We start from the raw sequence: 24,384 nt of genomic DNA on the forward strand, positions 1-24,384 counted from the left end.
TTGGCGTGGCCCCAGGGCTGGCATGTGTTGCCGTCGCGCAGCTATGGCGACACCCGCCTGGAGCTGGCCGAAGTCGATGTTGTTGCCAACGCGGCTCCGGACGGCCTTGAGCTGCCCTGATAGCGTCATCGACCATGAGCGGCGCGGTATGCCCGGGATCCTTTGATCCGGTGACCCTCGGCCACGTCGACATCTTGGAGCGCGCCGCCGCCCAATTCGACGAGGTCGTGGCTGCGGTGCTGGTCAACCCGAACAAGCAGGGCATGTTCAGCCTCGAAGAGCGCATCGAGATGATCGAGGAGTCCACGAAGCACCTGCCCAACCTGCGTGTCGAATCGGGGGAGGGGCTCGTCGTCGACTTCGTCAAGGCCCGCGGCCTGACCGCGATCGTCAAGGGGCTGCGCACGGGCACCGACTTCGAGTACGAGTTGCAGATGGCGCAGATGAACAAGCACATCGCCGGTGTCGACACGTTCTTCGTCGCGACCACGCCGCAGTACTCGTTCGTGTCGTCGTCACTGGCCAAGGAGGTCGCCACGCTGGGTGGCGATGTCTCCGAGCTGCTGCCGGCGCCGGTCAACAAGCGGCTGCAGGCCAAGCTCAAGGGTTAATTAACGTCCTCGACGGGTAGGCATCAGGTGGCGCACAGCCCCCTGCGCCCCAACCAAACCCGACGGAAGACGGAGGTTTTGCCGTGGTCGAGACATTTGTTCAATCAACCGATGACGTCGTGAAGTTCCTCAAGGATCAGCACAACTTGATCAAGGACATGTTCGAGGAAGTCTTCAGCGCATCCGATGTGAAGGCGCGCGAGAAGGCATTCATCGAATTGCGCCAGTTGTTGGCAGTGCACGAGACCGCCGAGGAAATGGTGGTCCATCCGCGCGTGCGTAGCGAGGTGGCCTCCGGCGACGAAATCGTCGATGCCCGCCTCAATGAAGAGCACAAGGCCAAGGAGATGCTCTCGCAGCTCGAAAGCATGGACATCGGCTCCAAGAAGTTCCTCGACGAGCTCGCCAAGTTCCGCGATGCGGTTATCGACCACGCCGACCACGAGGAGAACGAGGAATTCAACAAGCTGCAGCGCAAGCTGGACTCCGCCGATCTTGGCCGGATGGCGAAGGCCGTCCAGGCCGCCGAAGCGATCGCTCCCACCCGCCCGCACCCCGGTGTGGAGTCGGCGAAGGCCAATTTCGCAGTCGGGCCGTTCGCGTCCATGCTGGACCGGGCTCGTGACCTCATCGGCGCCGCAATGCGATAGCGGACGCGGCTCAGCAAGGCCAGGCGTTGTTTGCTCGCCCATCTCGGCGGGCCGTCGCCTGGCCTTGTTGACATAATGTGCGCATTGCAAGTCAGACGGGAGTTGCAGCCTGGGACAACGCTGGGTCACGGCAACGCGGGCCGAGGGGCGACACACCGGCGTCGAAGCTGAGTCACAGCGGTAACACCAGGCACACTGGTAACAACAACTACGCCTGGAGGGTGTGCCGTGTACCGAGTTTTTGAAGCGCTCGATGAATTGGGCGGGATTGTGGAAGAGGCGCGCGGCGTGCCCATGACGGCGGGCTGTGTAGTGCCACGTGGCGACGTCCTCGAGCTGATCGACGACATCAAGGACGCGATCCCCGGCGAACTCGACGATGCCCAGGACGTCCTCGATGCGCGCGACTCGTTGCTGCGCGAGGCCAAAGAGCACTCGGAGTCGATGGTGTCGACGGCCACCGCCGAGGCCGACTCGTTGATCAACCATTCCCGCGCGGAAGCCGACCGGCTGCTCGCCGACGCCAAGGCCCAGGCCGACCGGATGGTCGCTGAGGCGCGTCAGCACAGCGAACGAATGGTGGGAGAGGCCCGTGAGGAGGCCAACCGCATCGCCGCCACCGCGAAGCGCGAGTACGAGGCCAGCACGGGACGCGCCAAGACCGAGGCCGACCGGCTCATCGAGAGCGGCAACCTCGCGTACGAGAAGGCTGTGCAGGAAGGCATCAAGGAGCAGCAGCGGCTGGTCTCGCAGACCGAGATCGTCCAGACCGCGACCTCCGAAGCCACCCGGCTCATCGACTCGGCGCACGCCGAGGCCGACCGTCTCCGCGGCGAATGCGACATCTACGTCGACAGCAAGCTGGCCGAGTTCGAGGACTTCCTGAACGGCACGCTGCGCTCCGTCGGCCGGGGACGTCACCAGTTGCGCACCGCCGCGGGCACCCACGACTACGCGGCTCGTTAGCCGCCGCGGCCGTCGCCGTAGGATTGACATCCATGGCGACGCACCCAAAAGCGGCGGCGCGCCGCGAGTCACGGTCGCCGCTGGTTATCAATATCTCCCGGCTTGGCCGGCGTCCTGGGTCGATGATGACGCTGGCCCAGACGGTGCCCAGCCCGTCGCGCATCGGATTAGACCTGATTGCGGTCGACAAAGGTGCGCCCATGGAGCTGGATCTGCGGATCGAAGCCGTCTCCGAAGGCGTGTTAGTGACGGGAACGGTGGCCGCGCCGACGGCGGGGGAATGTGTGCGCTGCCTGACCCCGATCGCCGACCACGTCGAGATCGACCTCACCGAGCTGTTCGCCTATCCCGACAGCACCACCGATGAAACAACCGACGCCGACGAGCTCGGCCGCGTTGTAGATCAGACCGTGGACCTCGAACAGCCGATCATCGACGCTGTCGGGCTGGCGCTGCCGTATACGCCCCTGTGCGGGCCGGACTGCGCGGGGCTGTGTCCGCAGTGCGGCGTGGCACTAGCCACCGCCGAGCCCGGCCATCACCACGAACAGATCGATCCGCGGTGGGCCAAGCTCTCCGGTCTTCTCGATCAGGACGACAAGTGAGCGCCGACCGTCTGCAGTTGCTCAAGGCTCTTGGCGTCGACCTGGAACCCGAACTGCTCACCATCGCGCTCACTCACCGCAGCTTCTCCTATGAGAACGGCGGGCTGCCCACCAACGAACGCCTCGAGTTTCTCGGCGACGCCGTGCTCGGGCTGACCATCACCGAGGAGCTCTACCACCGGCACCCGGACCGCTCCGAGGGCGATCTCGCCAAGCTGCGGGCCAGCATCGTCAACACGCACGCGCTTGCAGACGTCGGCCGCCATCTCACCGAGGACGGGCTGGGCGCCTACCTGCTGCTTGGCAAGGGCGAGGAGAACTCCGGCGGTGCCGACAAGTCCAGCATTCTGGCCGACGGCGTCGAATCCCTGCTGGGCGCAATATATTTGGAGCACGGCATCTCGGTGGCCCGCGAGGTGATTCTGCGGCTGTTCCGCACCCTGCTGGACACCGCGCCAACGCTGGGCGCCGGCCTGGATTGGAAGAGCAGCCTGCAGGAGCTGACGGTGTCGCGCGGCCTTGGTGCGCCGTCCTATGTGGTGACGTCGACGGGCCCCGACCACGACAAGGAATTCACCGCGACAGTCATCGTGAGCGACGCCGAGTACGGCAGAGGCATCGGACGGACGAAGAAAGAGGCCGAGCTCAAGGCCGCGGCGGCGGCGTGGACCGCGCTTGCCGCCTCCGATATCGATGCCTGAGCTTCCCGAGGTCGAGGTCGTCCGGCGCGGGTTGGAGGCACACGTCGCGGGCAGGACCATCACCGCGGTGCGCGTGCACCATCCGCGCGCGGTGCGCCGTCACGAGGCGGGACCCGCCGACCTGACTGCGCGGCTGTTGGGTACGAGCATCACGGGCACCGGTCGCCGCGGAAAGTACCTGTGGCTGACGTTGGATGACGGCTCCGCGCTGGTCGTTCATCTGGGTATGAGCGGGCAGATGCTGCTGGGACCGCTACCGCGTGAGGACCACCTGCGCATCGCGGCATTGCTTGACGACGGCACCGCGCTGAGCTTCGTCGACCAGCGCACGTTCGGTGGCTGGATGCTGTCCGACATGGTCACGGTCGACGGCACGGACGTCCCTGTACCCGTCGCGCACCTTGCCCGCGACCCGCTGGATTCGCGGTTCAATCGCGAGGGCGTCGTTACGGTGTTGCGGCGCAAGCATTCTGAGATCAAGCGTCAGCTGCTGGACCAGACCGTGGTGTCGGGCATCGGCAACATCTACGCCGACGAAGCGCTGTGGCGGGCTCGCGTTAATGGTGCGCGGCTGGCGTCGTCGATGACGCGTCAGAAACTCGGCGAGGTGCTCGACGCCGCCGCTGAGGTGATGACGGAAGCGCTGGGTCAGGGCGGCACGTCGTTCGACTCGTTGTACGTCAACGTCAACGGCGAATCGGGCTACTTCGAGCGGTCGCTGGACGCCTACGGTCGCGAGGGTGAGCCGTGCCGGCGCTGCGGGGCGGTGATGCGGCGGGAGAAGTTCATGAACCGCTCGTCGTTCTACTGCCCGAAATGCCAGCCGAAGCCGCGCGCCCGCCGAGAATAAACTGCCGCGAGCGACCGTGTTTGTACGTCGACACGCCGTGTATCGGTGGCATTTTGCGGTCGCTCGCGAGAAGGGAAGGGCCCATGACGGAACTGTGGGTTGAGCGCACCGGCGTGCGTCGCTACACCGGGCGCAGCTCACGCGGCGCAGAGGTGCTCGTCGGCAACGAGGATGTCGAGGGTGTCTTCACGCCGGGCGAGCTGATGAAGATCGCGTTGGCGGCCTGCAGTGGGATGGCCAGCGACGCGCCGCTGCAGCGGCGCCTCGGCGACGACTACTCGACCACCATCCGGGTGTCCGGCCCCGCCGACCGCGAGCAGGAGCGGTACCCGCTGCTCGAAGAACGGATGGAGCTGGACTTGTCGGGGCTCTCCGCGGACGAGGTCGCGCGCATACTCACGGTCGTCGAGCGCGCGATCGACCAGGTCTGCACCGTCGGCCGCACCCTGAAGTCCGGTACCAAAGTGACGTTTGAGGTCAGTGATGCAGGAGTTAGCTGACGTTCGGCTGACGGCGTGGGTGCACGGATACGTGCAGGGGGTCGGCTTCCGGTGGTGGACACGGTCTCGAGCCCTTGAACTGGGCCTGACCGGATACGCCTCCAACAGGCCGGACGGCCGCGTACAGGTCGTCGCGCAGGGTCCTCGCGATGCCTGCGAAAAGCTTCTTGAACTGCTACAAGGCGGCAGCACACCCGGTCGCGTCGAGAAAGTTGTCGCGGACTGGTCAGAACCTGGCGACGCGCTACAAGGGTTCACCGAACGTTAGCCTTCGCGACGGTAGTGTGGCACGTCGTGCACCTCAAGAGTCTGACCCTGAAGGGCTTCAAGTCGTTTGCTTCGCCGACGACTCTGCGCTTCGAGCCAGGCATCACCTGTGTCGTCGGCCCGAACGGATCCGGCAAGTCGAATGTGGTGGACGCCCTCACCTGGGTGATGGGAGAGCAGGGCGCGAAAACATTGCGTGGCGGCAAAATGGAGGACGTCATCTTCGCCGGTACGTCGTCTCGGCCGCCCCTTGGTCGCGCCGAGGTCACAGTCACCATCGACAACTCCGATAATTTGTTGCCGATCGAGTACTCCGAGGTGTCGATCACCCGCCGGATGTTCCGCGACGGCGGCAGCGAATACGAAATCAACGGCACCAGTTGCCGTTTGATGGATGTGCAAGAGCTGCTGTCCGACTCCGGAATCGGCCGCGAAATGCACGTCATCGTCGGCCAGGGCAAGCTCAACGAGATCCTCGAATCGCGGCCCGAGGACCGGCGCGCGTTCATCGAGGAAGCCGCGGGCGTGCTCAAGCACCGCAGGCGCAAGGAGAAGGCGGTCCGCAAGCTCGACTCGATGTCGGCCAACCTTGCCCGCCTGACCGACCTGACGACCGAACTGCGCCGCCAGCTCAAGCCGCTCGGCCGCCAAGCCGAGATGGCCCGTCGCGCCCAGACCATCCAGGCCGATCTGCGCGACGCCCGGTTGCGGCTCGCCGCCGACGACCTCGTCACGCGCAAGACCGAATTCGACAACACCGACCAGGCCGAGACGACGCTACGACGCGAGCACGACGAGCTGACCACCCGGTTGGAGGCCAAGTCCGCCGAGCTCGACACGCATGAGTCGGCAGTGAACAGCCTGAGCGAGCGCGCCGAGAACGCGCAGCAGACGTGGTTCCGGCTGTCGGCGCTCGCCGAACGGGTCAGCGCGACGGTGCGCATCGCCAGTGAGCGCGCCCAGCATCTCGACGCCGAACCCGAGGCATCCAGCGGCCCCGACCCCGACGAGCTGGACGCCCAGGCCGCCGAAGTCGCGGAGCAGGAGCGGCAACTGCTCGACGAACTGGACGAGTCCCGTGCCCGGCTGGAAGCGGCTCGCGCCGAACTCACCGAACGCGAGCAGCTCGCCGCCGAGGCCGAACGTGCCCATATGGCCGCCGCCCGCGCCGAAGCCGACCGCCGCGAGGGCCTGGCCCGGCTGTCCGGGCAGGTCGACACCATGCGGACCCGCGTGGAGTCGATCGACGAAACCGTGGCACGGCTCACCGGTGGTATCGACGAGGCCGCCGCCAAAGCACAGCAGATGCAGGCGGAGTTCGAGACCGTGCAGAGCCGGGTTTCAGAACTCGACGCCGGCGAGGTCGGCCTCGACGAGCACCATGACCGCACGGTCTCCGCGCTGCGACTGGCCGACGAACGCGTCGCAGAGCTGCAGGCCGCCGAGCGGGGCGCCGAGCGGCAGGTGGCGTCGCTGCGGGCTCGCATCGAGGCGCTGTCCGTTGGCCTCGACCGCAAGGACGGCGCCGCGTGGTTGCAGCAAAACCACGGTGGCGCAGGGCTTTTCGGCTCGATTGCAAACCTGCTCAAGGTGCGTCCTGGCTACGAAGCAGCGATCGCCGCGGTGCTTGGTGCGGCCGCCGACGCCGTCGCGGCCGAGAACTTCGGGGCCGCCCGTTCCGCGGTCGCCGCGCTGAAGGAGTCCGACGGCGGCCGCGCGGCGATCGTGCTCGGCGACTGGCCCGCGCATGCGCAGCCGGCTGCGGGCCCGCCCCCGTATGGCGCGGCCTGGGCGGTGGATCTGGTCGACGCGCCGCCACGGTTGCAGGGCGCGATCAGCGCAATGCTCTCCGGTGTCGCCGTGGTCGGCGACCTGTCAGGCGCGCTCGACCTGGTCGCGGCGCGGCCGCAGCTGAAAGCCGTCACCGCAGAAGGCGATCTCGTCGGCGCCGGCTGGGTCAGCGGCGGATCGGACCGCAAGCCGAGCACGCTGGAGATCACCTCGGAGGTCGAGAAGGCCCGCGACGAACTGGTGGCCGCCGAGAAGCAGGTCGGTGAGCTGACGGCCGCGCTGTCCGGCGCACTGGCCGAGCAGGCCGACCGGCAGGACGCCGCAGAGCAGGCGCTCGCCGCGCTCAACGAATCTGACGCCGCGATCTCGGCGATCTATGAGCAGCTGGGCCGGCTCGGCCAAGACGCCCGCGCAGCAGACGACGAATGGCAGCGGCTGATCCACCAGCGCAATGAGCTGGAGTCCGGCCGCACGCGAACGGTCGAGGAGCTCACCGAACTCGAGCAGCGGCTGCACAACGCTCAGCAGGAGCCGACGTTCGACGCCGAACCCGTCAACCGCCAGGAGTCGATGGCCGCCGCCGAGGCCGCCCGGGCCGCAGAGGTGGAGGTACGGCTGACGGTTCGCACCGCGGAGGAACGGGCGAATGCCGTTCGCGGGCGGGCTGATTCATTGCGCCGAGCCGCTGCGGCCGAACGCGAGGCACGGCTGCGCGCCCAACGTGCCCGTGAGGCACGCGTGCACGCCGCGGCCGTCGCCGCCGCGGTCGCCGAGTCGGGACGTCTTGTCGCTCAGCGGCTCAGCGCCGCGGTGGCCGTCGCGTCGCGCGCCCGCGACGAGGTCGCCACCGAGCGCCAGCATCGCGCAGCTGCGTTGGCCAAGGCGCGCGAAGAGGTCAATGAACTCAGCGCCAAGATCGCCGCGCTCACCGATGCGCTGCACCGTGACGAAGTCGCCAAAGCCCAGGCGGCACTGCGCATCGAGCAGCTCGAGCAGCAGGTTCTCGAGCAGTTCGGGATGGCGGTCGACGATCTGATCGCCGAGTACGGACCGGACGTCTCGCTGCCGCCGTCGGAGCTGGAGATGGCCGAGTACGAGCAGGCCCGCGAGCGCGGCGAGCAGGTGACCGCGCCCGCGCCGATGCCGTTCGACCGGCCCACCCAGGAACGCCGCGCCAAGAAGGCCGAACGTGAGCTCAACGAGCTGGGCCGCGTGAACCCGCTGGCGCTGGAGGAGTTCGCCGCGTTGGAGGAGCGCTACAACTTCCTCTCAACGCAACTCGAGGACGTCAAGGCGGCCCGCAAGGACCTGCTCGACGTGATCGCGGACGTCGACGAGCGCATCCTGCAGGTGTTCGCCGAGGCCTATGTCGACGTGGAACGTGAATTCCAGCAAGTGTTTTCGACGTTGTTCCCCGGCGGTGAAGGCAGGCTGCTGCTCACCGATCCCGAGAACATGCTGACCACCGGCATCGAGGTCGAGGCGCGACCACCTGGCAAGAAGATCAAGCGGCTGTCACTGCTGTCGGGTGGCGAGAAGTCGCTGACCGCCGTCGCGATGCTGGTGGCAATCTTCCGCGCCAGGCCGTCGCCGTTCTACGTGATGGACGAGGTGGAGGCCGCGCTCGACGACGTCAACCTGCGCAGGTTGATCAGCCTGTTCGAGCAGTTGCGCGAACGCTCGCAGCTGATCGTCATCACCCACCAGAAGCCGACCATGGAGGTCGCCGACGCGCTCTACGGCGTGACGATGCGCGACGACGGCATCACCGCGGTGATCAGTCAACGCATGCGCGGCCAGGAATTGGTCGCGGCCACCAACTAGTTGCGATTTGTGGCGCCTTACCGGCGGTGAGCGCCGGTAACACTCCGCAAATCACAATGGGGTGACGCCGCGGCGGCGCAACGCCGCGAGATCCGCAGCGCCGCAGCCATGTAGGCAGATCAGAAGCTCGTCGATGAAGCACTGCAGCCAATCCACCACGGCCGCAACCGATTCGATCGCCGGCGCAAGCAGTGGCCTGGCGACCGAAACCGCGTCGGCGCCCATCGCCAGCACCTTCGCGGCGTCCATGCCGGTGCGGATGCCGCCGGACGCGACGACAGGAACATCGGGCAACATGTGCCGCACTTCCAGCAGCGCCTGGGCGGTCGGAATGCCCCACTCCGCCATGGCCGGAAAGCGGATCTCGCCGTAGCGCACGAACTGTTCGACGCGCGCCCAAGACGTGCCGCCCGCGCCTGCGACGTCGACGGCGGCAATCGGGCAATCGACCAGCTCGGCGGCCGCCGCGGCGCCTATTCCGTGGCCGACCTCTTTCAACATCACCGGATAGCCGATCGACCCGGCGATGACGCGTAGTCGCGCGATCGAGCCGGAGAAGTCGGTGTCACCCTTGTGCTGCATGGCCTCTTGCAACGGATTGGTGTGCACCGCAAGCGCATTGGCGCCGACCCGATCCAAAGCCTTGACGAGGTCGGGCACCATCATGTCATTGAGTTGGGCCAGCCCGATGTTGCCGATCAGCAGGACGTCGGGGGCGACGTCGCGGACGCCGAAGCTGGCCGACGCCGACCCGTTGTCGAGCATGATCCGCTGCGAGCCGAGCATCATGCCGATGCCGAGCTGCTGGGCAGCGGCGGCCAGATTGTGGTTGATGGTCGCCGAGAGTTCGGCTCCGCCGGTCATCGGACCGATCAACACAGGGGCCCGCAGTCGCGAGCCGAGAAAGTTGGTGGACAGATCGACACTGCCGAGGTCGGTCTGGGTGAGCGCGTTGTACGGCAACTGGTAGCGCTCTAGCCCCGTGGTGACGGTCTGGTATTCGACGGCCTCGGTCAGGCACACGTCGATGTGGCGCCGTTTGCGGGTTTCCATGCCGCCGGGGTCACGCGTCACCGGCTATCCCCCCTGAGACAATGGCGTGGTGTCGGAGGCCTTGTGGATCGCTATCGCGGTCATTGCCGTTCTGCTTGTAGTCGCGCTGGTCGTCGGACTGCTGCGGTACCGGCGCCGACGGATCAACCTGTCGTCTGCAGACACTGCCACTCCCATCGACCGCTCGGGCGGCTATACCGCCTCTTCAGGTATCACCTTCAGCCGGTCAGCGACCGCTGAGCCGGTTGACCGCATCGATACCAGCGGGCTGCCCGCCGTCGGCGATGATGCCACCATCCCGCGCGATGCGCCGAAACGGCCGATCGCCGACGTCCGGTTGCCGGAGCCGCCGGTTCGGGAGCCCGAGCCGCCCGCACCCGAGCCCGCCGCACCTGAGCCCGCTGCGCCCAAGGCCGACGCCATTGCACCCGACCTCGAGGCCATCACCCCACCGGAAGGCCGGCTGGACCGGCTGCGCGGGCGCCTCGCCAAGTCGCAGAACACGCTGGGCCGCAGCATGCTCGGCCTGCTCGGCGGCGGAGACCTCGACGAGGATTCGTGGCAGGACGTCGAGGACACACTTCTTATCGCCGATCTCGGGCCGGTGGTGACGGATTCGGTGGTCACCGCGCTGCGGTCGAGGATGGCCAGCAGCAATGTGCGCACCGAAACCGACGCGCGTGCCGTGCTTCGCGAGGTCCTGATCTCCGAGTTGCACCCCGATCTGGACCGCTCGATCAAGGCGCTGCCGCACGACGACAAACCGTCGGTGTTGTTGGTCGTCGGCGTGAACGGCACCGGCAAGACCACGACAGTCGGCAAGCTGGCCCGCGTGCTGGTCGCCGACGGCCGCCGTGTTGTGCTCGGCGCTGCCGACACCTTCCGCGCCGCCGCAGCTCACCAGCTGCAGAGCTGGGCGTCGCGGGTGGGCGCCGAAGTGGTCACTGGGGCCGAGGGCGCCGACCCGGCCTCGGTCGCATTCGATGCCGTGGACAAGGGCATCGAATCCGGCGCCGACGTCGTGGTCATCGACACCGCCGGGCGGCTGCACACCAAGACCGGCCTGATGGACGAGCTCGGCAAGGTCAAGCGGGTGGTCAGCAGGCGCGCCAAGGTCGACGAGGTGCTTTTGGTGCTCGACGCGACCATCGGCCAGAACAGCCTGCCGCAGGCCCGCGTGTTTGCCGAAGTCGTCGACATCACCGGCGTGGTGCTGACCAAACTGGACGGCACGGCAAAGGGCGGAATCGTTTTTCGCGTTCAGCAGGAATTGGGTGTGCCGGTCAAGCTCGTCGGCCTTGGCGAAGGCCCCGACGATCTCGCCCCATTTGAGCCCGCGGCGTTCGTCGACGCGCTGCTCGGTTAACCAATGCATCCGAAAAACCACAGGATGTAACACCCGCGAAACCTGTACTGCGCATCCGTTCACACGAGCGAAACACGCCAGCGTCCTAGGCGAAACAACCACTCAGCATTGTCTTGGCCAGGTCAACGGTCGTCAAACCTTGGCGGCCGTGGCATGTCGAAGGAGGAAACTGCGAGTGGATGGATTCCCGATCCTGGGTCAACCGGACACGGGTGACACAGCGTGGATGCTGGCAAGCGCCGCGATGGTGCTGCTGATGACGCCAGGGCTGGCGTTCTTCTATGGCGGCATGGTTCGCGCCAAGGGTGTGCTCAACATGATCATGATGAGCGTCAGCGCCATTGGCTTGGTGACGGTGTTGTGGGTGCTGTACGGCTACTCACTGGCCTTCGGCAACGACGTGAGCAATCTCTTCGGCGACCCGACGCAGTACTGGGGACTGAAGGGCCTGATTGGCGGTAACGCGGCCGCCGAGGTTATCGCGGATCCGTCTGCCGGCCTCGAAGCCGCAGCAGCCGTCGACATCCCGCTGGTGTTCACGCTGCCTGCAACGGTGTTCGTGGCATTCCAGCTGATGTTCGCGATCATCACCGTCGCTCTGATCTCCGGCGCTGTCGCCGACCGCGTCAAGTTCGGCGGCTGGCTGCTGTTCGCCGGCCTCTGGGCCACCTTCGTCTACTTCCCGATCGCCCACTGGGTGTTCGCGTTCGACGGTGCGACCGCCGAGACCGGCGGCTGGATCGCCAACAAGTTGGCGGCCATCGACTTCGCCGGTGGCACAGCGGTTCACATCAACGCGGGCACGGCAGGTCTGGTCCTCGCGCTGATCGCGGGCAAGCGCCTCGGTTGGCCCGGTACGCCCATGCGACCGCACAACCTGCCGTTCGTCATGCTCGGCGCCGGCCTGCTGTGGTTCGGCTGGTACGGATTCAACGCCGGTTCGGCCACCGCCTCCAACGGCACTGCCGGCTCGACATTCGTCACGACGACGGTCGCGACGGCAATGGCCATGCTGGCCTGGCTGCTCACCGAACGCATCCGCGACGGCAAGGCGACCTCGCTTGGCGCGGCCTCGGGCATCGTGGCCGGCCTCGTGGCCATCACCCCGTCCTGTGGTGCGGTCAACGTGGTGGGAGCGCTCGTCATCGGCGCGCTCGCCGGCGTCCTCTGCGCACTGGCAGTCGGCCTGAAATACAAACTGGGATATGACGACTCACTCGACGTCGTTGGCGTCCACCTTGTCGGTGGCCTCGTCGGCACGTTGATGATCGGCTTGGTCGCGGCACCGGAGACCTACAACGGCGTCGCCGGCCTGTTCTACGGCGGCGGATTCGACCAACTGTGGCGTCAGGCCGTGGGAGCCGGTGCGGTTCTGCTCTATTCGGCCATCGGTACCGCTATCGTCGCTCTGATCGTGAAATACACAATCGGGTTGCGGATCAGTGAGGAAGACGAATCGACTGGCATCGATGAGGCTGAACACGCTGAAACCGGATACGACCTCGCGGCGGTCGGCAGTAGCTCGGTGCTGGCCCGTCACGGCGCGGAGGAAAGAGGACTATGAAGCTGATTACTGCGATCGTCAAGCCGTTCACGCTCGAAGACGTCAAGACCGGCCTGGAGCAGACGGGTATTCTCGGAATGACCGTCAGCGAGGTTCAAGGCTATGGCCGCCAGAAGGGTCACACCGAGGTGTACCGCGGCGCCGAGTACTCGGTCGACTTCGTGCCGAAGGTGCGGGTGGAGGTCGTGGTCGATGATTCTGCCGTCGACAAGGTGGTCGATGTCATCGTCCAGGCCGCGCGTACCGGAAAGATCGGTGACGGCAAGGTGTGGGTAAGCCCCGTCGACACTGTTGTCCGGGTGCGCACCGGAGAGCGGGGGACCGACGCCCTGTAAAGCAGTGTCGTGAATTGAGACGTCGTCTCCCGGCCGTGCACCGTGTGAGCGTTAGTAGGCAAGTGCCGGGGGAGGACTCGAAATGAAAGAGCAGACACCAGATCCCGCCGCCGGCGCCCCCCGATGGGTGGCACCGGCGGCGGGTTCGTTGCGTCCTGCCACCGATCTGTCCGCGGCATCCGAGCAGCTGTTGACGGGCGGGTCGCGCCAACTTGATACGGCCGCACTCCGGGATGCGCTGCTGGATCTGCACGAGTTCTGGCTGACCACAAAGGCCGCCGAGATCGGCATCACGGCCACCAGTGGCTTCGCGATCGTCGCCACCGGCGGCCTTGGCCGCGGCGAACTGCTGCCGTACTCCGATCTCGACCTGATGTTGCTGCACGACAACATGCCTCACGATGTGGTCAGTCAGGTCGCCGAGCTGCTGTGGTACCCGTTGTGGGACGCCAACATTCGCATCGACCACAGTGTGCGCACCGTGCCGGAGGCGCTGACGGTCGCCGGTGAGGACATCTCGGCCGGGCTGGCCATGCTCGAGGCGCGCCATATCGCCGGCGACGGCGACCTGTCGGCGCTGTTGATCGCGGGAGCGCGCCGGCAGTGGCGCACCGGGATCGCGTCGCGTTTCGAAGAACTCGTCGACCACTCGCGGGCGCGGTGGCAGCGCAGCGGGCAGATCGCCCACCGCGCAGAGCCCGACCTGAAATGCGGCAGGGGTGGCCTGCGCGACGTCCAGTTGCTCAACGCGTTGGCGATCGCGCAACTGGCCGATGTGTACCCCAGCCGCTCGTTGGCGTCGCCGACCGAAACATTGGGCGAGGCGCACCTGGCGCTGCTGAACGTCCGCACCGAACTTCACCGGGTGTCCGGCCGCGGCCGCGAGCTGCTGCTGGCCCAACATGCCGACGAGATCGGCGCGGCCTTGCGCATCGGTGACCGATTTGACTTGGCGCGCATGCTTTCCGACGCGGCCCGCACCGTGAGCTATTACGTCGACGCCGGACTGCGCACCGCCGCCAATGCCTTGCCCCGGCGCGGTTTTGCGGCGCTGCGACGACCCGTGCGCCGTCCTCTCGACGAAGGCGTCATCGAGTTCGCGGGCGAAGTGATCCTGGCCCGCGACGCCCGCCCCGAACGCGATCCCGGCCTGATCCTTCGGGTGGCGGCCGCATCGGCGACCACCGGTCTGCCCATGGCGGCGTCCACGCTCAGCCGGCTGGTGGAAACCGCTCCGGAATTGCGGACACCCTGGCCGCGCCAGGCCCTCAAGGACCTCCTCGTGATGCTCGCGGCCGGGCCGGCTGCGGTGGCCACGATCGAGGCGCTGGATCGCACGGGCTTGTGGGGCCGGCTGTTCCCGGAGTGGGGCGCGGTGCGCGACCTCCCGCCGCGCGACGTCGTGCACATCTGGACGGTGGACCGCCACCTCGTCGAAACCGTTTCGCGGGCAAGCGCATTCACCACGCGGGTGTCGCGCCCGGACCTGTTGGTGCTCGGCGCGCTTGTCCACGACATCGGCAAGGGCAGGGGCGGGGACCACAGCGTCATCGGTGCCGAGCTGGCCACCCAGATCGGCACTCGGCTGGGCCTATGGCCGTCGGACGTCGAGATCCTCTCGAAGCTCGTGCGGCACCACCTGCTGCTGCCGCACACCGCGACGCGTCGCGACCTGCAGGACCCGAAGGTCATCGCGGCGGTCGTCGACGCGCTTGACGGCGACCCGGTGCTACTCGAGCTGTTGCATGTGCTGGCCGAGGCTGACTCGTTGGCCACCGGTCCCGGGGTGTGGGGCGACTGGAAGGCGTCGCTGATCGGTGACCTGGTCCGTCGCTGCCGGCTTGTGATGGCAGGCGATCCGCTGCCTCAGCCCGATCCCATTGACCCCCGGTATCTTTCGCTGGCAGCCGATGTCGGTGTGCACGTCGAACTGGTTCCCGCCGACAGCCCGCACATCTACAACGTAATGATGATCGCGCCGGACCGCCGTGGCCTGCTGAGCAAGGCCGCCGGCGTGCTTGCGCTGAATTCCCTGCGCGTGCACTCGGCTTCGGTCAACGGTCACGAAGGCTCGGCGATCAACACGTTCGTCGTCTCACCGCATTTCGGTACGCCTCCGGCGGCCGAGCTGTTGCGCCAGCAGTTCATCCTCGCCCTCGACGGCGAACTGGACGTGCTGGCGTCGCTGGACAAGCGCGACCGCGACGCCGCCCAACACGGCACGGCCCGAGCCGGCGATGTGCCGGACGCAGTACCGATCAACCACGCGACGGCGCCGCCGCGCATTCTGTGGTCCAACGGCGCCGAGCCCGGCGAGTTGCTGGTTCAGATCCGCACGACCGATCGCGCCGGATTGCTGGCGAGACTGACGGCGATCTTCGAGCGCGACGGCGTTGACATCGCGTGGGCCAAGGTCACCACCCTTGGCTCGTCGGTCGTCGACGTGTTCAGCATCACCGTCGTCGGAGACGGCGATTCGGCCGGAGTGCCCACACGATCATCCGGCGCCGTGCGCGACGAACTCGAGCGCGACCTGTACGCATTGCTGCCAGCGCCTGCGCCCGCGAAGCCGGCTTCGCAAGCCAGCTAGGCTTGACCGCGTGTTTGAATCGCTGTCCGACCGGTTGACCGGTGCCCTTCAGGGGCTACGTGGCAAGGGGCGGCTGACCGACGCCGATATCGACGCGACCACCCGCGAGATTCGGCTGGCGCTGCTGGAAGCCGACGTCTCGCTGCCCGTCGTGCGCGAGTTCGTCGCGCGCATCAAGGAACGGGCCAAGGGCGCCGAGGTCTCAGGTGCGCTCAATCCCGCCCAGCAGGTCGTCAAGATCGTCAACGACGAACTCGTCGGGATTCTCGGCGGGGAGACCCGTCAGCTGGCCTTCGCCAAGACCCCGCCGACCGTGATCATGCTGGCGGGCCTGCAGGGCTCCGGCAAGACCACCTTAGCTGGAAAGCTAGCGAAATGGCTTCGCGGACAAGGTAATACGCCGCTGCTGGTGGCGTGTGACCTGCAGCGGCCCGGCGCAGTCAACCAGCTGCAGATCGTTGGCGAACGCGCAGGCGTGCAGGTCTTCGCGCCGCACCCTGGCGTGTCCAATGAAGGCTCTGCCGACGCCGGGCCCGGCGACCCGGTCGCCGTCGCGGCCGCGGGCCTTGCCGAGGCCAAGACCAAGCACTACGACGTCGTCATCGTCGACACCGCGGGCCGCCTCGGCATCGACGACGAACTGATGGGCCAGGCCGCCGCGATCAGGCAGGCCGTCGACCCCGACGAGGTGCTGTTCGTCCTGGACGCCATGATCGGCCAGGACGCGGTGACCACGGCCGAGGCGTTCCGCGAGGGCGTCGGCTTCACCGGCGTCGTGCTGACCAAGCTCGACGGCGACGCCCGCGGCGGTGCCGCGCTGTCGGTGCGCGAGGTCACCGGCGTGCCGATCCTGTTCGCCTCCGCAGGTGAGAAGCTCGAGGACTTCGACGTCTTCCACCCCGACCGGATGGCCAGCCGCATCCTCGGCATGGGCGACGTGCTCACCCTCATCGAGCAGGCCGAACAGCACTTCGACGCCCAGCAGGCCGAGGCCGCTGCCGCCAAGATCGGCAGCGGTGAGCTGACGCTGGAGGACTTCCTCGAGCAGATGCTGGCCATCCGCAAGATGGGCCCGATCGGCAATCTGCTCGGCATGCTGCCCGGCGCTGGTCAGATGAAGGATGCGCTGGCCGCGGTCGACGACAGCCAGCTTGACCGCGTGCAGGCGATCATCCGCGGCATGACACCGGCAGAGCGGGCCGACCCGAAGATCATCAACGGGTCTCGCCGGTTACGGATCGCCAACGGCTCAGGCGTGACGGTTGGCGAGGTCAACCAGCTCGTCGACCGGTTCTTCGAGGCCCGGAAGATGATGTCGCAGATGGCCGGCCAGATGGGAATGCCGTTCGGGCGCAAGGGCGGAAGCCGTAAGGCGGCCAAGGGCAAAGGCAAGAAGGGGAAGAAGGGCGCACGGGGGCCGACGCCGCCGAAGGCGCGTAATCCGCTCGCCGGTGGTATGCCCGCGGGTTTCCCTGACCTGTCGAACATGCCCAAGGGCCTCGACGAGCTGCCGCCGGGCCTGGCCGATATCGACCTGTCGAAGCTGAAGTTCCCGGGTCAGAACTAAGGATGCGCCACCCACCTCTTCATGTCCGCGGCCTTGGGCTGCCCGATGAAGAGCCGGTTCAGTGGTGGATCGTCGACGGCGTACTTTCCGCGGAGCCGGTCGGCAACGCGGACACGGTATTCGATGGCGGCTGGGTTCTGCCCGGGCTGGTCGACGCGCACTGCCACGTCGGCCTTGGCGAGCACGGCCCGGTCGAAGGTCTCGATGAGTGCATCACGCAGGCCAAAATCGAGCGCGACGCGGGTGCGCTGCTGCTGCGCGACGCCGGGTCACCGGTCGACACCCGCAGCCTCGACGACCATGACGACCTGCCGCGGATCATCCGCGCAGGCCGGCACCTCGCGAGGCCCAAGCGCTACCAGCGCGGCTTCGCGATCGAACTGGATGACGAGTCCCAGCTGCCGGATGCGGTGGCCGAGCAGGCGCGCTGGGGCGACGGCTGGGTGAAGCTGGTCGGCGACTGGATCGACCGCGACCTCGGTGACCTGGCGCCGCTGTGGTCCGACGACGTGCTCAAGGCCGCGATCGACGCCGCGCACACCAACGGCGCCCGTGTCACCGCCCACGTGTTCAGCGAGGAGGCCCTGCCCGGCCTGATCAACGCCGGCATCGACTGCATCGAACACGGCACCGGCCTGACCGACGACACCATCGAGCTCATGGTCGAACACGGCACCGCGCTGGTGCCCACGCTGATCAACATCGAGAACTTCCCGGGTATCGCCGCTGGGGCCGAGAAGTACCCGGCGTACGCGCGTCACATGCGTGACTTGTACGAGCGGTGCCATCCGCGCATCGCCACGGCTCGTGAGGCGGGCATACCGATCTTCGCGGGCACCGACGCGGGCAGCATGGTCGCGCACGGCCGCATCGCCGACGAGGTCGATGCGCTCAAGCGGATCGGGATGAGCCCGACAGAGGCGTTGGGCGCCGCATCGTGGGATGCCCGCCGGTGGCTGGGCCGTCCCGTCCTCGAGCACGGAGCACCCGCGGACCTGGTCTGCTACGCCGACGACCCGCGTTCGGGCGCAAGCGTTCTCAACAATCCGGACGTCGTGATCCTGCGCGGCAGGGTTTTCTAGCGCCGCCGCTAGTAGACGTCGCGCACGTAGCGGTGGGACTTTATGAGTTCGTTGACGTACGCGTGCGCTGCGGCGGCGTCCATCCCGCCTCGACTGGCCACGATGTTGTGCAGCGTCGCGTCGACGTCCTTCGCCATCCGCTCTGCGTCTCCACACACATAGACGTGTGCGCCGTCCTCGAGCCACTCGAAGAGTTCCGCCGAGTTCTCCCACATGCGGTGCTGGACATAGGTTTTCGGGTCGCCCGCAGCGCAGTCGCGCGAGAACGCCAGGTCGAGCCGGGTCAGGGTGCCTGATTCGACGAAGCTTGTGAGTTCGTCGCCGTAGAGGAAGCTCGTGGCACGCCGACGATCCCCGAAGAACAGCCACGAGCGTCCCGGCGCTCGGGTGGCATGGCGTTCCTGAAGGAAGCCCCGGAAAGGCGCGATGCCGGTTCCCGGACCGATCATGATGATCGGCACGTCGGGGGCGGGCAGGCGGAAGGTGTGGTTCGGTCGCAGGTGCACCCGCACCGTCTCACCGCGGTCCGCCAGGAACGTCGAAGCCACGCCACCGTACCGGCGATCGCCCGCGGTGTAGCGCACCGTCGCGACCGTCAGGTGCACGTGGTAGGGGTGTACCAGCGGGCTGGATGCGATCGAGTAGTCGCGGAAGGCAAGCGGGCGCAAGGTGTCGACGACCTCGTCGAGGGTCAGCTCGCCCAGCCTGATTAGGTCGAGAACATCCTTGCCGTACGACCACGACCCCGGTACGTCGGTCGCGTCGTTCTCGAGCGCGACCGCTGCCTGTTCATCGTGAGTTCGGTTGGCCACCAATGCCTTCAGCGCTCGGGACGGCGTCCGGATCTCCAGGTGATGGGTGAGCAGGACCCCTAGTGGCTCGTCGCGGTCGGCGACCGCATGGTCGGCGCCCACGCCGAGTTCGGTGAGCATCGCCTCGACGAGGGCGGGATCGTTGGTGGCGTGCACGGCGATCGAATCGCCTGCGTTATAGGCGATCCCGGAGCCGGCAAGGTCAAGCTCGTAGTGGCGGACCTCCTTGTCGGAATCCGATGCGGTGAGGCACCGGCTGACGGCGAGACGCGCCTCGAATAGTTGATGGCGATCGCGACTCGACTGTTCAGGCCCGGGCCTCTCGCGGGCGGTCACATCGACAGTGGGAGCGGGATTGCTGTGCTCAGCGAGCAGCTTGACGACATCGGTCGTCCACGCCTTGGCTTGCTGTTCATAGGTGCCGTCGATGTCGATCCGGTCAGCAATTCGGGTGGCGCCCAGCGCTTCGAGGCGCTCATCGAGAAGCCGGCCGGCGTGGCAGAACAATTCGTAGGAACTGTCGCCGAGGGCCAGCACCGCGAAGCTCAGATGGTCGAGCCGGTCGGTCTCGGCGCTGATCGCTTCCCAGAACAAGGTGGCGTTGTCGGGGAACTCACCGTCGCCGAATGTCGACGTGACCACGACGAAGTGTGTCGCCGATTGCAACTCCGCGACGTCGAGCTGGTTGAGCTCGATAGCTGTCGCCTCGATGCCGATGGCGTCGAGCGCCTCGGTGAACGATATGGCGGCGTCTTCGGCATTTCCCATATCGGTGCCGAATCCGACGATCAGCGAGAAGTCATGTTGCCCAGTCACCACCGCCCCCTTAGGTCATGCGCACGAACATGCCGTGCACAAAGTTAGGGTGACCTTACTTTGAGGTGAGCGGCTGCGGGGGCGTCCCTTTCAGGCGCACAAGCACGCGGGGGGCTCAGCGGTACTGGCTGAAGCCCCAGTCCAACAGGCCGATCGCCTGGCCGAACAGGTCGCCTTCGCCGTACATCTGCACGACCACCAGCCGCCGGCCGTTGCGCTGCGCGGCGCCGACGTAGGTCTTGCGGGCGATGTTGGTGTAACCGGTCTTGCCGGCCAGCGTGCCGGGATAGCGCTGCAACAACTCGTTCTGGTTGACGATCTCCCGTGGGCCTTCGTCGGTGGGGAACAGCGACGACGGCTGGCGCGCGATCGCGGCGAACAGCGGATATCCCAGCGCCGCACGGTAGATCATCGCCAGGTCGAAGGGCGTGGTGATGGACTCCATCCCGGGGCCGTCCAGGCCCGACGGGGACGATGCGCGGGTGTTGCGGGCGCCAAGCGCGGCGGCCTTGGCGTTCATCTTTGCTACCGCGACGCGATATCCGCCGAGCCCGTCGGCCAGCGTGTTGGCGGCGTCGTTGCCCGAGACCAGCATCAGCCCATCGAGCAGCTGTCGTACGGTGTACGCCCGGCCCGCCTTGACGCCGGCGCACGAGCACTCCACCTGTGTGTTCGCCGGGCTGGCGACGATCACCGCGTTGAGCGGCAGTTGGTCGAGCACGACCATCGCGAGCAGTGCCTTGATGGTGCTGGCCGGTGCGTGCGGCTCATATGGGTTGCGGGAGGCCAGAATTCGGCCGCTGTCCAGATCGGCGAGCAGCCATGCCTGGGCCGGGCCTTCTGGCAGCACGACCGCTCCCGACGGTTCGATTCCCGGCTCGGCGGATACCACTGGAGCGACCGCAATGGCCGCGGACAGCGTGATGGTCAACGCGGCCAACAACTTTCGCACGGGCGCCGAGCCTATTCGCTGCGCTCGCCGGCAAGGTCTCGAATCTGTTGCGATTCAGAAACTTTGCGCGTGTGTGCTGGCTACAGCGAACCGATGCTCGCGCTCGGATCAAGCGCGAATCCCCAGTCCAGGAGGCTGACGGCCTGATCCCAGTAGGTAGGGCCGCCGGGCTTGTCCATGCCGAACATCAGCGCGATGACCAGGCGGCGGCCATTGCGTTCGGCGCCGCCGACGAACGTCTTCTGGGCGAGGTCGGTGAAACCGGTCTTGCCGCCGATGGTGCCGGGATAGCGCTTGAGCAGCTCGTCCTGGTTGACCAGCACCTTGTCGCCGGTCTTAGTGGGGAAGACGGTGCTCGGCTGGGCGGTGATCTGTGCGAACACCGGGTTGGCCATAGCGGCACGGAAGATCACCGCAAGGTCGTGCGGCGAGGACCACATGTCCACACCCGGGCCGTCGAGGCCCGACGGGGAGCCGGCGTTGGTGCCGTACGCGCCGAGTAACGCCGCCTTGCCGTTCATTTTCATGACGGCGGCTTCTTGCCCGCCGAGCATGGTGGCCAGGGTGTTGGCGGCGTCGTTGCCAGACACCAGCAGCAGCGCCTCGAGCAGCTGCCGTGCGGTGTAGACGCGGCCGGGCGCCACGCCCGCGCAGTTGCACTCGACCTTGGTGTCGGCCTCATTGGCGACGACGGTGATGTCCAGCGGCAGCTCATCGAGAACCGTCAGCGCCAACAACACCTTGATCGTGCTCGCAGGCGCGTACTGGCCGTATTCGTCGCGTGCGGCCAGCACGGCGCCGCTGTCCATATCGGCGATGATCCACGCCTGGGCCGGCCCGTCGGGGATTGGCACCGAGCCCGAGGGCTGGCTGACGCCGACGGGCGCGGCCGTCGCTGTTGGCATCCCTGCGACCAGCAACAGGGCCGCCGCGACGCAGATAACAAGCCTCCGCATGGGCTGGCAGCGTAGTCGTGTTCAATCGACGCATGTTGAGCCTGGCGGAGATTTCGGATCGGTTGGAGATTCAGCAGCTGATGGTCGACTATTCGACCGCTATTGACCAGCGACGGTTCGACGACCTCGATCGGGTGTTCACCCCGGACGCCTATATCGACTACCGGGCGACGGGCGGGGTCGATGGGCATTACCCGGAGGTGAAGGCGTGGCTGGCGCAGGTGCTGCCGAACTTCCCGGCGTATTCACACATGCTGGGCAACTTCGACGTCCACGTCGAGGGCGACACCGCAACGTCGAGGACGATCTGCTTCAACCCGATGGTGATGGGCGGCGACAAGGCGCAGGTCTACTTCGTCGGGCTGTGGTACGTCGACGAATTCGTGCGCACGCCGCGGGGATGGCGGATGAGCCGCCGCGTCGAGGAGAAGTGCTTCGACAAGTTGCTGTAGCGGGTTCAGGCCCGCCGGCCGACGATCAGGTAGCGGGGCATGGGCTTCTCGTCGATTCGACGGTGCTCGACCTGTAATCCCGAATTCGTCAGCGCCGCAACGATTTCGGTGACTGGTCGCAGGGTGAATCCATACTCGGTGAAGGGCAAGCCGTCCATGACTTCCGGGTCTCCGATCCCGACGACGGCCCGCCCGCCCGGACGCAGCACCCGCGCCAATTCCGCGCACGCGCCGTCGAGATCGGAAACGAAGTAAACGGTGTTGAGTGTGATCACGGCGTCGACGGACTCGGCGTCGAGCGGCAGCGCCATCAGGGAGCCGTCGCCGAGACGCAACCGGCCGGCCTCGACATCGCGGCGGAACCGCGAGCTGGCGCGGCGCACCATGTCGCCGGCGATCTCGAAGCCGTACACCACGCCGTCGTCGCCGACACGATCCAACAGCAATCGCAGGCCGATACCGCCGCCGAAACCGATGTCGGCGGCGACACCGCCGAGGGGAACTTCTGCCGCGTCGACGGCGGCAGCGATAGCTCTGGCGTTGCCACGGTTGAGCGCCCGCGCGACGAGGGGACCGAGAGGTCCGTGAGGGCGACCGAGTTGCCCGGCGACGATGGACAACAGTCGCTGCCGTAGTTGCGTCACATGGCCATTACAACGCGACTGCGCGCTCAGCAGCGGACGGATTTTCAGCCAAGCCCCCTGTTCTGGCACAATGGGCGGCTGTCTGCCCCGCGACCCGCTCTGAGTGATCCGCCTCCGGCTTCTCACTGGGCGCTTGCGCGGCGGTCACACACGTAAGGCAAAACCGGGTCAGGGCATTCCGCCCCGATCGCTGAATTGCAGCGTGGCAATCACAGGAGAACGCTTAATCATGGCTGTCAAGATCAAGCTCACCAGGCTTGGCAAGATCCGCAATCCCCAGTACCGCATTTCCGTGGCTGACGCGCGCACCCGCCGCGATGGCCGGTCGATCGAGGTCATCGGCCGGTACCACCCCAAGGAAGAGCCCAGCCTCATCGAGATCGACTCTGAGCGGGCACAGTACTGGCTCGGCGTCGGCGCCCAGCCCACCGAACCGGTGCTGGCCCTGCTGAAGATCACCGGCGACTGGCAGAAGTTCAAGGGCCTGCCCGGCGCTGAGGGCACGCTGAAGGTCAAGGAGCCCAAGCCCAGCAAGCTGGACCTGTTCAACGCCGCCCTGGCCCAGGCCGACGGCGCGCCGTCCGGCGAGGCCACCCAGCCCAAGAAGAAGAAGGCGCCAGCCAAGAAGGCTGCGGAGGAGAAGGCCGACGACAAGGCCGCCGACGCCACGGCGACCGAGGCGCAGGCCGCTCCCGTCAAGGACGAGTCCGAGCCTGCGGCTGAGGGCGCCGACGCCACCACTTCGCCCGAGTCCACCGAGAGCTGAGCGCGACCGTGAGCTCTGTCGTCGTCGACGCCGTCGAGCACTTGGTCCGCGGCATCGTGGACAACCCCGAGGATGTCCGGGTCGACATGGTGACCAGCCGCCGTGGCCGCACCGTCGAGGTGCACGTGCATCCCGACGATCTCGGCAAGGTCATCGGCCGCGGTGGCCGCACCGCGACCGCGCTGCGCACCTTGGTTGCCGGTATCGGCGGCCGGGGAATTCGCGTCGACGTGGTGGACACCGACCAGTAGCGGTCCTGATATGGACCTCGTGGTCGGGCGGGTCGTCAAAGCGCACGGCGTCACCGGTGAGGTCGTCGTCGAGGTCCGTACCGACGACCCCGAAACCCGCTTCGCGCCTGGCACCACGTTGCGTGGTCGGGCGCCCAAGGGTGGTCCCGAGCGGACCTACGTCGTCGACTCCGCACGTGCGCACAGCGGCCGGTTGCTGGTGCGATTAGAGGGCGTGGCCGACCGCAACGCCGCTGAGGCGTTGCGGCGCATGCTCTTTGTCGTCGACTCAGAAGACTTGCCGCCCATCGAAGATCCCGACGAGTTCTACGACCATCAGCTCGAAGGACTCCGGGTGGTGACGACGGCGGGCCAGGAGGTCGGGACCGTCGCTGAGGTATTACACACGGGGGCAGGCGAATTGCTGGCCATCC

Annotated in this window: 24 protein-coding genes; 19 read left to right on the forward strand and 5 right to left on the reverse strand. The window is 67.0% G+C overall.

Translation table 11 applies throughout. From position 1 onward, the window contains the following. Positions 1-134 precede the first annotated feature (134 nt). From coaD to smc, 9 genes are all read left to right on the forward strand, one after another. Positions 135-611, forward strand: coding sequence for a pantetheine-phosphate adenylyltransferase (coaD, locus tag VFH65_RS09615; protein ID WP_353320972.1), 477 nt, complete (start codon positions 135-137; stop codon positions 609-611). A gap of 83 nt (positions 612-694) precedes the next feature. Beyond that, on the forward strand, positions 695-1,261 hold the full coding sequence (locus VFH65_RS09620) for a hemerythrin domain-containing protein (protein WP_353320974.1): 567 nt from the start codon (positions 695-697) through the stop codon (positions 1,259-1,261). Between the two features lie 228 nt (positions 1,262-1,489). Further along, positions 1,490-2,227, forward strand: coding sequence for a cell division protein SepIVA (gene sepIVA / locus VFH65_RS09625; protein ID WP_353320975.1), 738 nt, complete (start codon positions 1,490-1,492; stop codon positions 2,225-2,227). Between the two features lie 32 nt (positions 2,228-2,259). Then, positions 2,260-2,832: a YceD family protein gene (locus tag VFH65_RS09630; RefSeq protein ID WP_353320977.1), complete on the forward strand. Its 573-nt coding sequence runs from the start codon at positions 2,260-2,262 to the stop codon at positions 2,830-2,832. Next, complete coding sequence (gene rnc / locus VFH65_RS09635) at positions 2,829-3,533, forward strand: ribonuclease III (protein ID WP_353320978.1); 705 nt, start codon at positions 2,829-2,831, stop codon at positions 3,531-3,533. Before VFH65_RS09630 ends, rnc begins: the two co-directional genes overlap by 4 nt. Beyond that, positions 3,526-4,383, forward strand: coding sequence for a bifunctional DNA-formamidopyrimidine glycosylase/DNA-(apurinic or apyrimidinic site) lyase (gene mutM / locus VFH65_RS09640; RefSeq protein WP_353320980.1), 858 nt, complete (start codon positions 3,526-3,528; stop codon positions 4,381-4,383). The genes rnc and mutM overlap by 8 nt, the downstream gene beginning before the upstream one ends. 83 nt (positions 4,384-4,466) lie before the next feature. Then, positions 4,467-4,883, forward strand: a complete 417-nt coding sequence (locus tag VFH65_RS09645; protein ID WP_353320982.1) for an OsmC family protein — start codon at positions 4,467-4,469, stop codon at positions 4,881-4,883. Further along, a complete protein-coding gene (locus VFH65_RS09650; RefSeq protein WP_353320983.1) occupies positions 4,867-5,151 on the forward strand; it encodes an acylphosphatase in 285 nt (94 codons plus the stop codon). The genes VFH65_RS09645 and VFH65_RS09650 overlap by 17 nt, the downstream gene beginning before the upstream one ends. 26 nt (positions 5,152-5,177) lie before the next feature. After that, positions 5,178-8,765, forward strand: coding sequence for a chromosome segregation protein SMC (gene smc, locus VFH65_RS09655; RefSeq protein ID WP_353320985.1), 3,588 nt, complete (start codon positions 5,178-5,180; stop codon positions 8,763-8,765). 51 nt (positions 8,766-8,816) lie between these two features. Here the strand turns inward: smc and fni are convergent, their stop codons facing one another. Beyond that, a complete protein-coding gene (fni, locus tag VFH65_RS09660) occupies positions 8,817-9,818 on the reverse strand; it encodes a type 2 isopentenyl-diphosphate Delta-isomerase (RefSeq protein WP_414688389.1) in 1,002 nt (333 codons plus the stop codon). Positions 9,819-9,867: 49 nt separating this feature from the next. Between fni and ftsY the strand changes: the two genes are divergently transcribed. The 6 genes from ftsY (at position 9,868) to VFH65_RS09690 (ending at position 18,322) form a co-directional block, all read left to right on the forward strand. Further along, a complete protein-coding gene (ftsY, locus tag VFH65_RS09665) occupies positions 9,868-11,184 on the forward strand; it encodes a signal recognition particle-docking protein FtsY (RefSeq protein ID WP_353320989.1) in 1,317 nt (438 codons plus the stop codon). Between the two features lie 175 nt (positions 11,185-11,359). Further along, the gene (locus VFH65_RS09670; protein WP_353320991.1) at positions 11,360-12,748 is read left to right on the forward strand and encodes an ammonium transporter; all 1,389 of its coding nucleotides are present in this window, start codon (positions 11,360-11,362) and stop codon (positions 12,746-12,748) included. Next, entirely contained in the window at positions 12,745-13,083 is a 339-nt protein-coding gene (locus VFH65_RS09675) for a P-II family nitrogen regulator (RefSeq protein ID WP_163662545.1), read from the forward strand. The genes VFH65_RS09670 and VFH65_RS09675 overlap by 4 nt, the downstream gene beginning before the upstream one ends. 82 nt (positions 13,084-13,165) lie before the next feature. Further along, positions 13,166-15,673 carry a [protein-PII] uridylyltransferase gene (locus tag VFH65_RS09680; protein WP_353320993.1) on the forward strand — a complete coding sequence of 836 codons (2,508 nt, stop codon included), beginning with the start codon at positions 13,166-13,168 and terminating at the stop codon, positions 15,671-15,673. Positions 15,674-15,683: 10 nt separating this feature from the next. Continuing rightward, entirely contained in the window at positions 15,684-17,240 is a 1,557-nt protein-coding gene (gene ffh, locus VFH65_RS09685; protein ID WP_353320994.1) for a signal recognition particle protein, read from the forward strand. Between the two features lie 2 nt (positions 17,241-17,242). Then, positions 17,243-18,322 (forward strand): metal-dependent hydrolase family protein, encoded by a 1,080-nt coding sequence (locus tag VFH65_RS09690; RefSeq protein WP_353320995.1) that lies wholly within the window; start codon positions 17,243-17,245, stop codon positions 18,320-18,322. Positions 18,323-18,330: 8 nt separating this feature from the next. On the opposite strand, the gene VFH65_RS09695 is transcribed toward VFH65_RS09690, so the two are convergent. The 3 genes from VFH65_RS09695 to VFH65_RS09705 form a co-directional block, all read right to left on the reverse strand. Then, entirely contained in the window at positions 18,331-19,950 is a 1,620-nt protein-coding gene (locus VFH65_RS09695) for a diflavin oxidoreductase (RefSeq protein ID WP_353320997.1), read from the reverse strand. Positions 19,951-20,065: 115 nt separating this feature from the next. Continuing rightward, positions 20,066-20,902: a D-alanyl-D-alanine carboxypeptidase family protein gene (locus VFH65_RS09700; protein ID WP_353320998.1), complete on the reverse strand. Its 837-nt coding sequence runs from the start codon at positions 20,900-20,902 to the stop codon at positions 20,066-20,068. Positions 20,903-20,982: 80 nt separating this feature from the next. Further along, on the reverse strand, positions 20,983-21,858 hold the full coding sequence (locus tag VFH65_RS09705) for a D-alanyl-D-alanine carboxypeptidase family protein (protein ID WP_353321000.1): 876 nt from the start codon (positions 21,856-21,858) through the stop codon (positions 20,983-20,985). A gap of 32 nt (positions 21,859-21,890) precedes the next feature. On the opposite strand from VFH65_RS09705, the gene VFH65_RS09710 reads away from it, so the two are divergent. Then, a complete protein-coding gene (locus VFH65_RS09710) occupies positions 21,891-22,310 on the forward strand; it encodes a nuclear transport factor 2 family protein (protein WP_353321001.1) in 420 nt (139 codons plus the stop codon). 5 nt (positions 22,311-22,315) lie between these two features. Here the strand turns inward: VFH65_RS09710 and VFH65_RS09715 are convergent, their stop codons facing one another. Continuing rightward, positions 22,316-22,954 (reverse strand): class I SAM-dependent methyltransferase, encoded by a 639-nt coding sequence (locus tag VFH65_RS09715; RefSeq protein ID WP_353321002.1) that lies wholly within the window; start codon positions 22,952-22,954, stop codon positions 22,316-22,318. A gap of 229 nt (positions 22,955-23,183) precedes the next feature. Between VFH65_RS09715 and rpsP the strand changes: the two genes are divergently transcribed. From rpsP to rimM, 3 genes are all read left to right on the forward strand, one after another. Continuing rightward, a complete protein-coding gene (gene rpsP / locus VFH65_RS09720) occupies positions 23,184-23,720 on the forward strand; it encodes a 30S ribosomal protein S16 (protein ID WP_353321004.1) in 537 nt (178 codons plus the stop codon). An 8-nt stretch (positions 23,721-23,728) separates the two neighbouring features. Next, positions 23,729-23,971, forward strand: coding sequence for an RNA-binding protein (locus tag VFH65_RS09725; protein ID WP_353321005.1), 243 nt, complete (start codon positions 23,729-23,731; stop codon positions 23,969-23,971). Between the two features lie 10 nt (positions 23,972-23,981). Beyond that, on the forward strand, positions 23,982-24,384 hold a 403-nt coding region (gene rimM, locus VFH65_RS09730), incomplete at its 3' end, for a ribosome maturation factor RimM (RefSeq protein WP_353321006.1).

Source organism: Mycobacterium sp., assembly GCF_035697385.1.
Taxonomy (GTDB): domain Bacteria; phylum Actinomycetota; class Actinomycetes; order Mycobacteriales; family Mycobacteriaceae; genus Mycobacterium.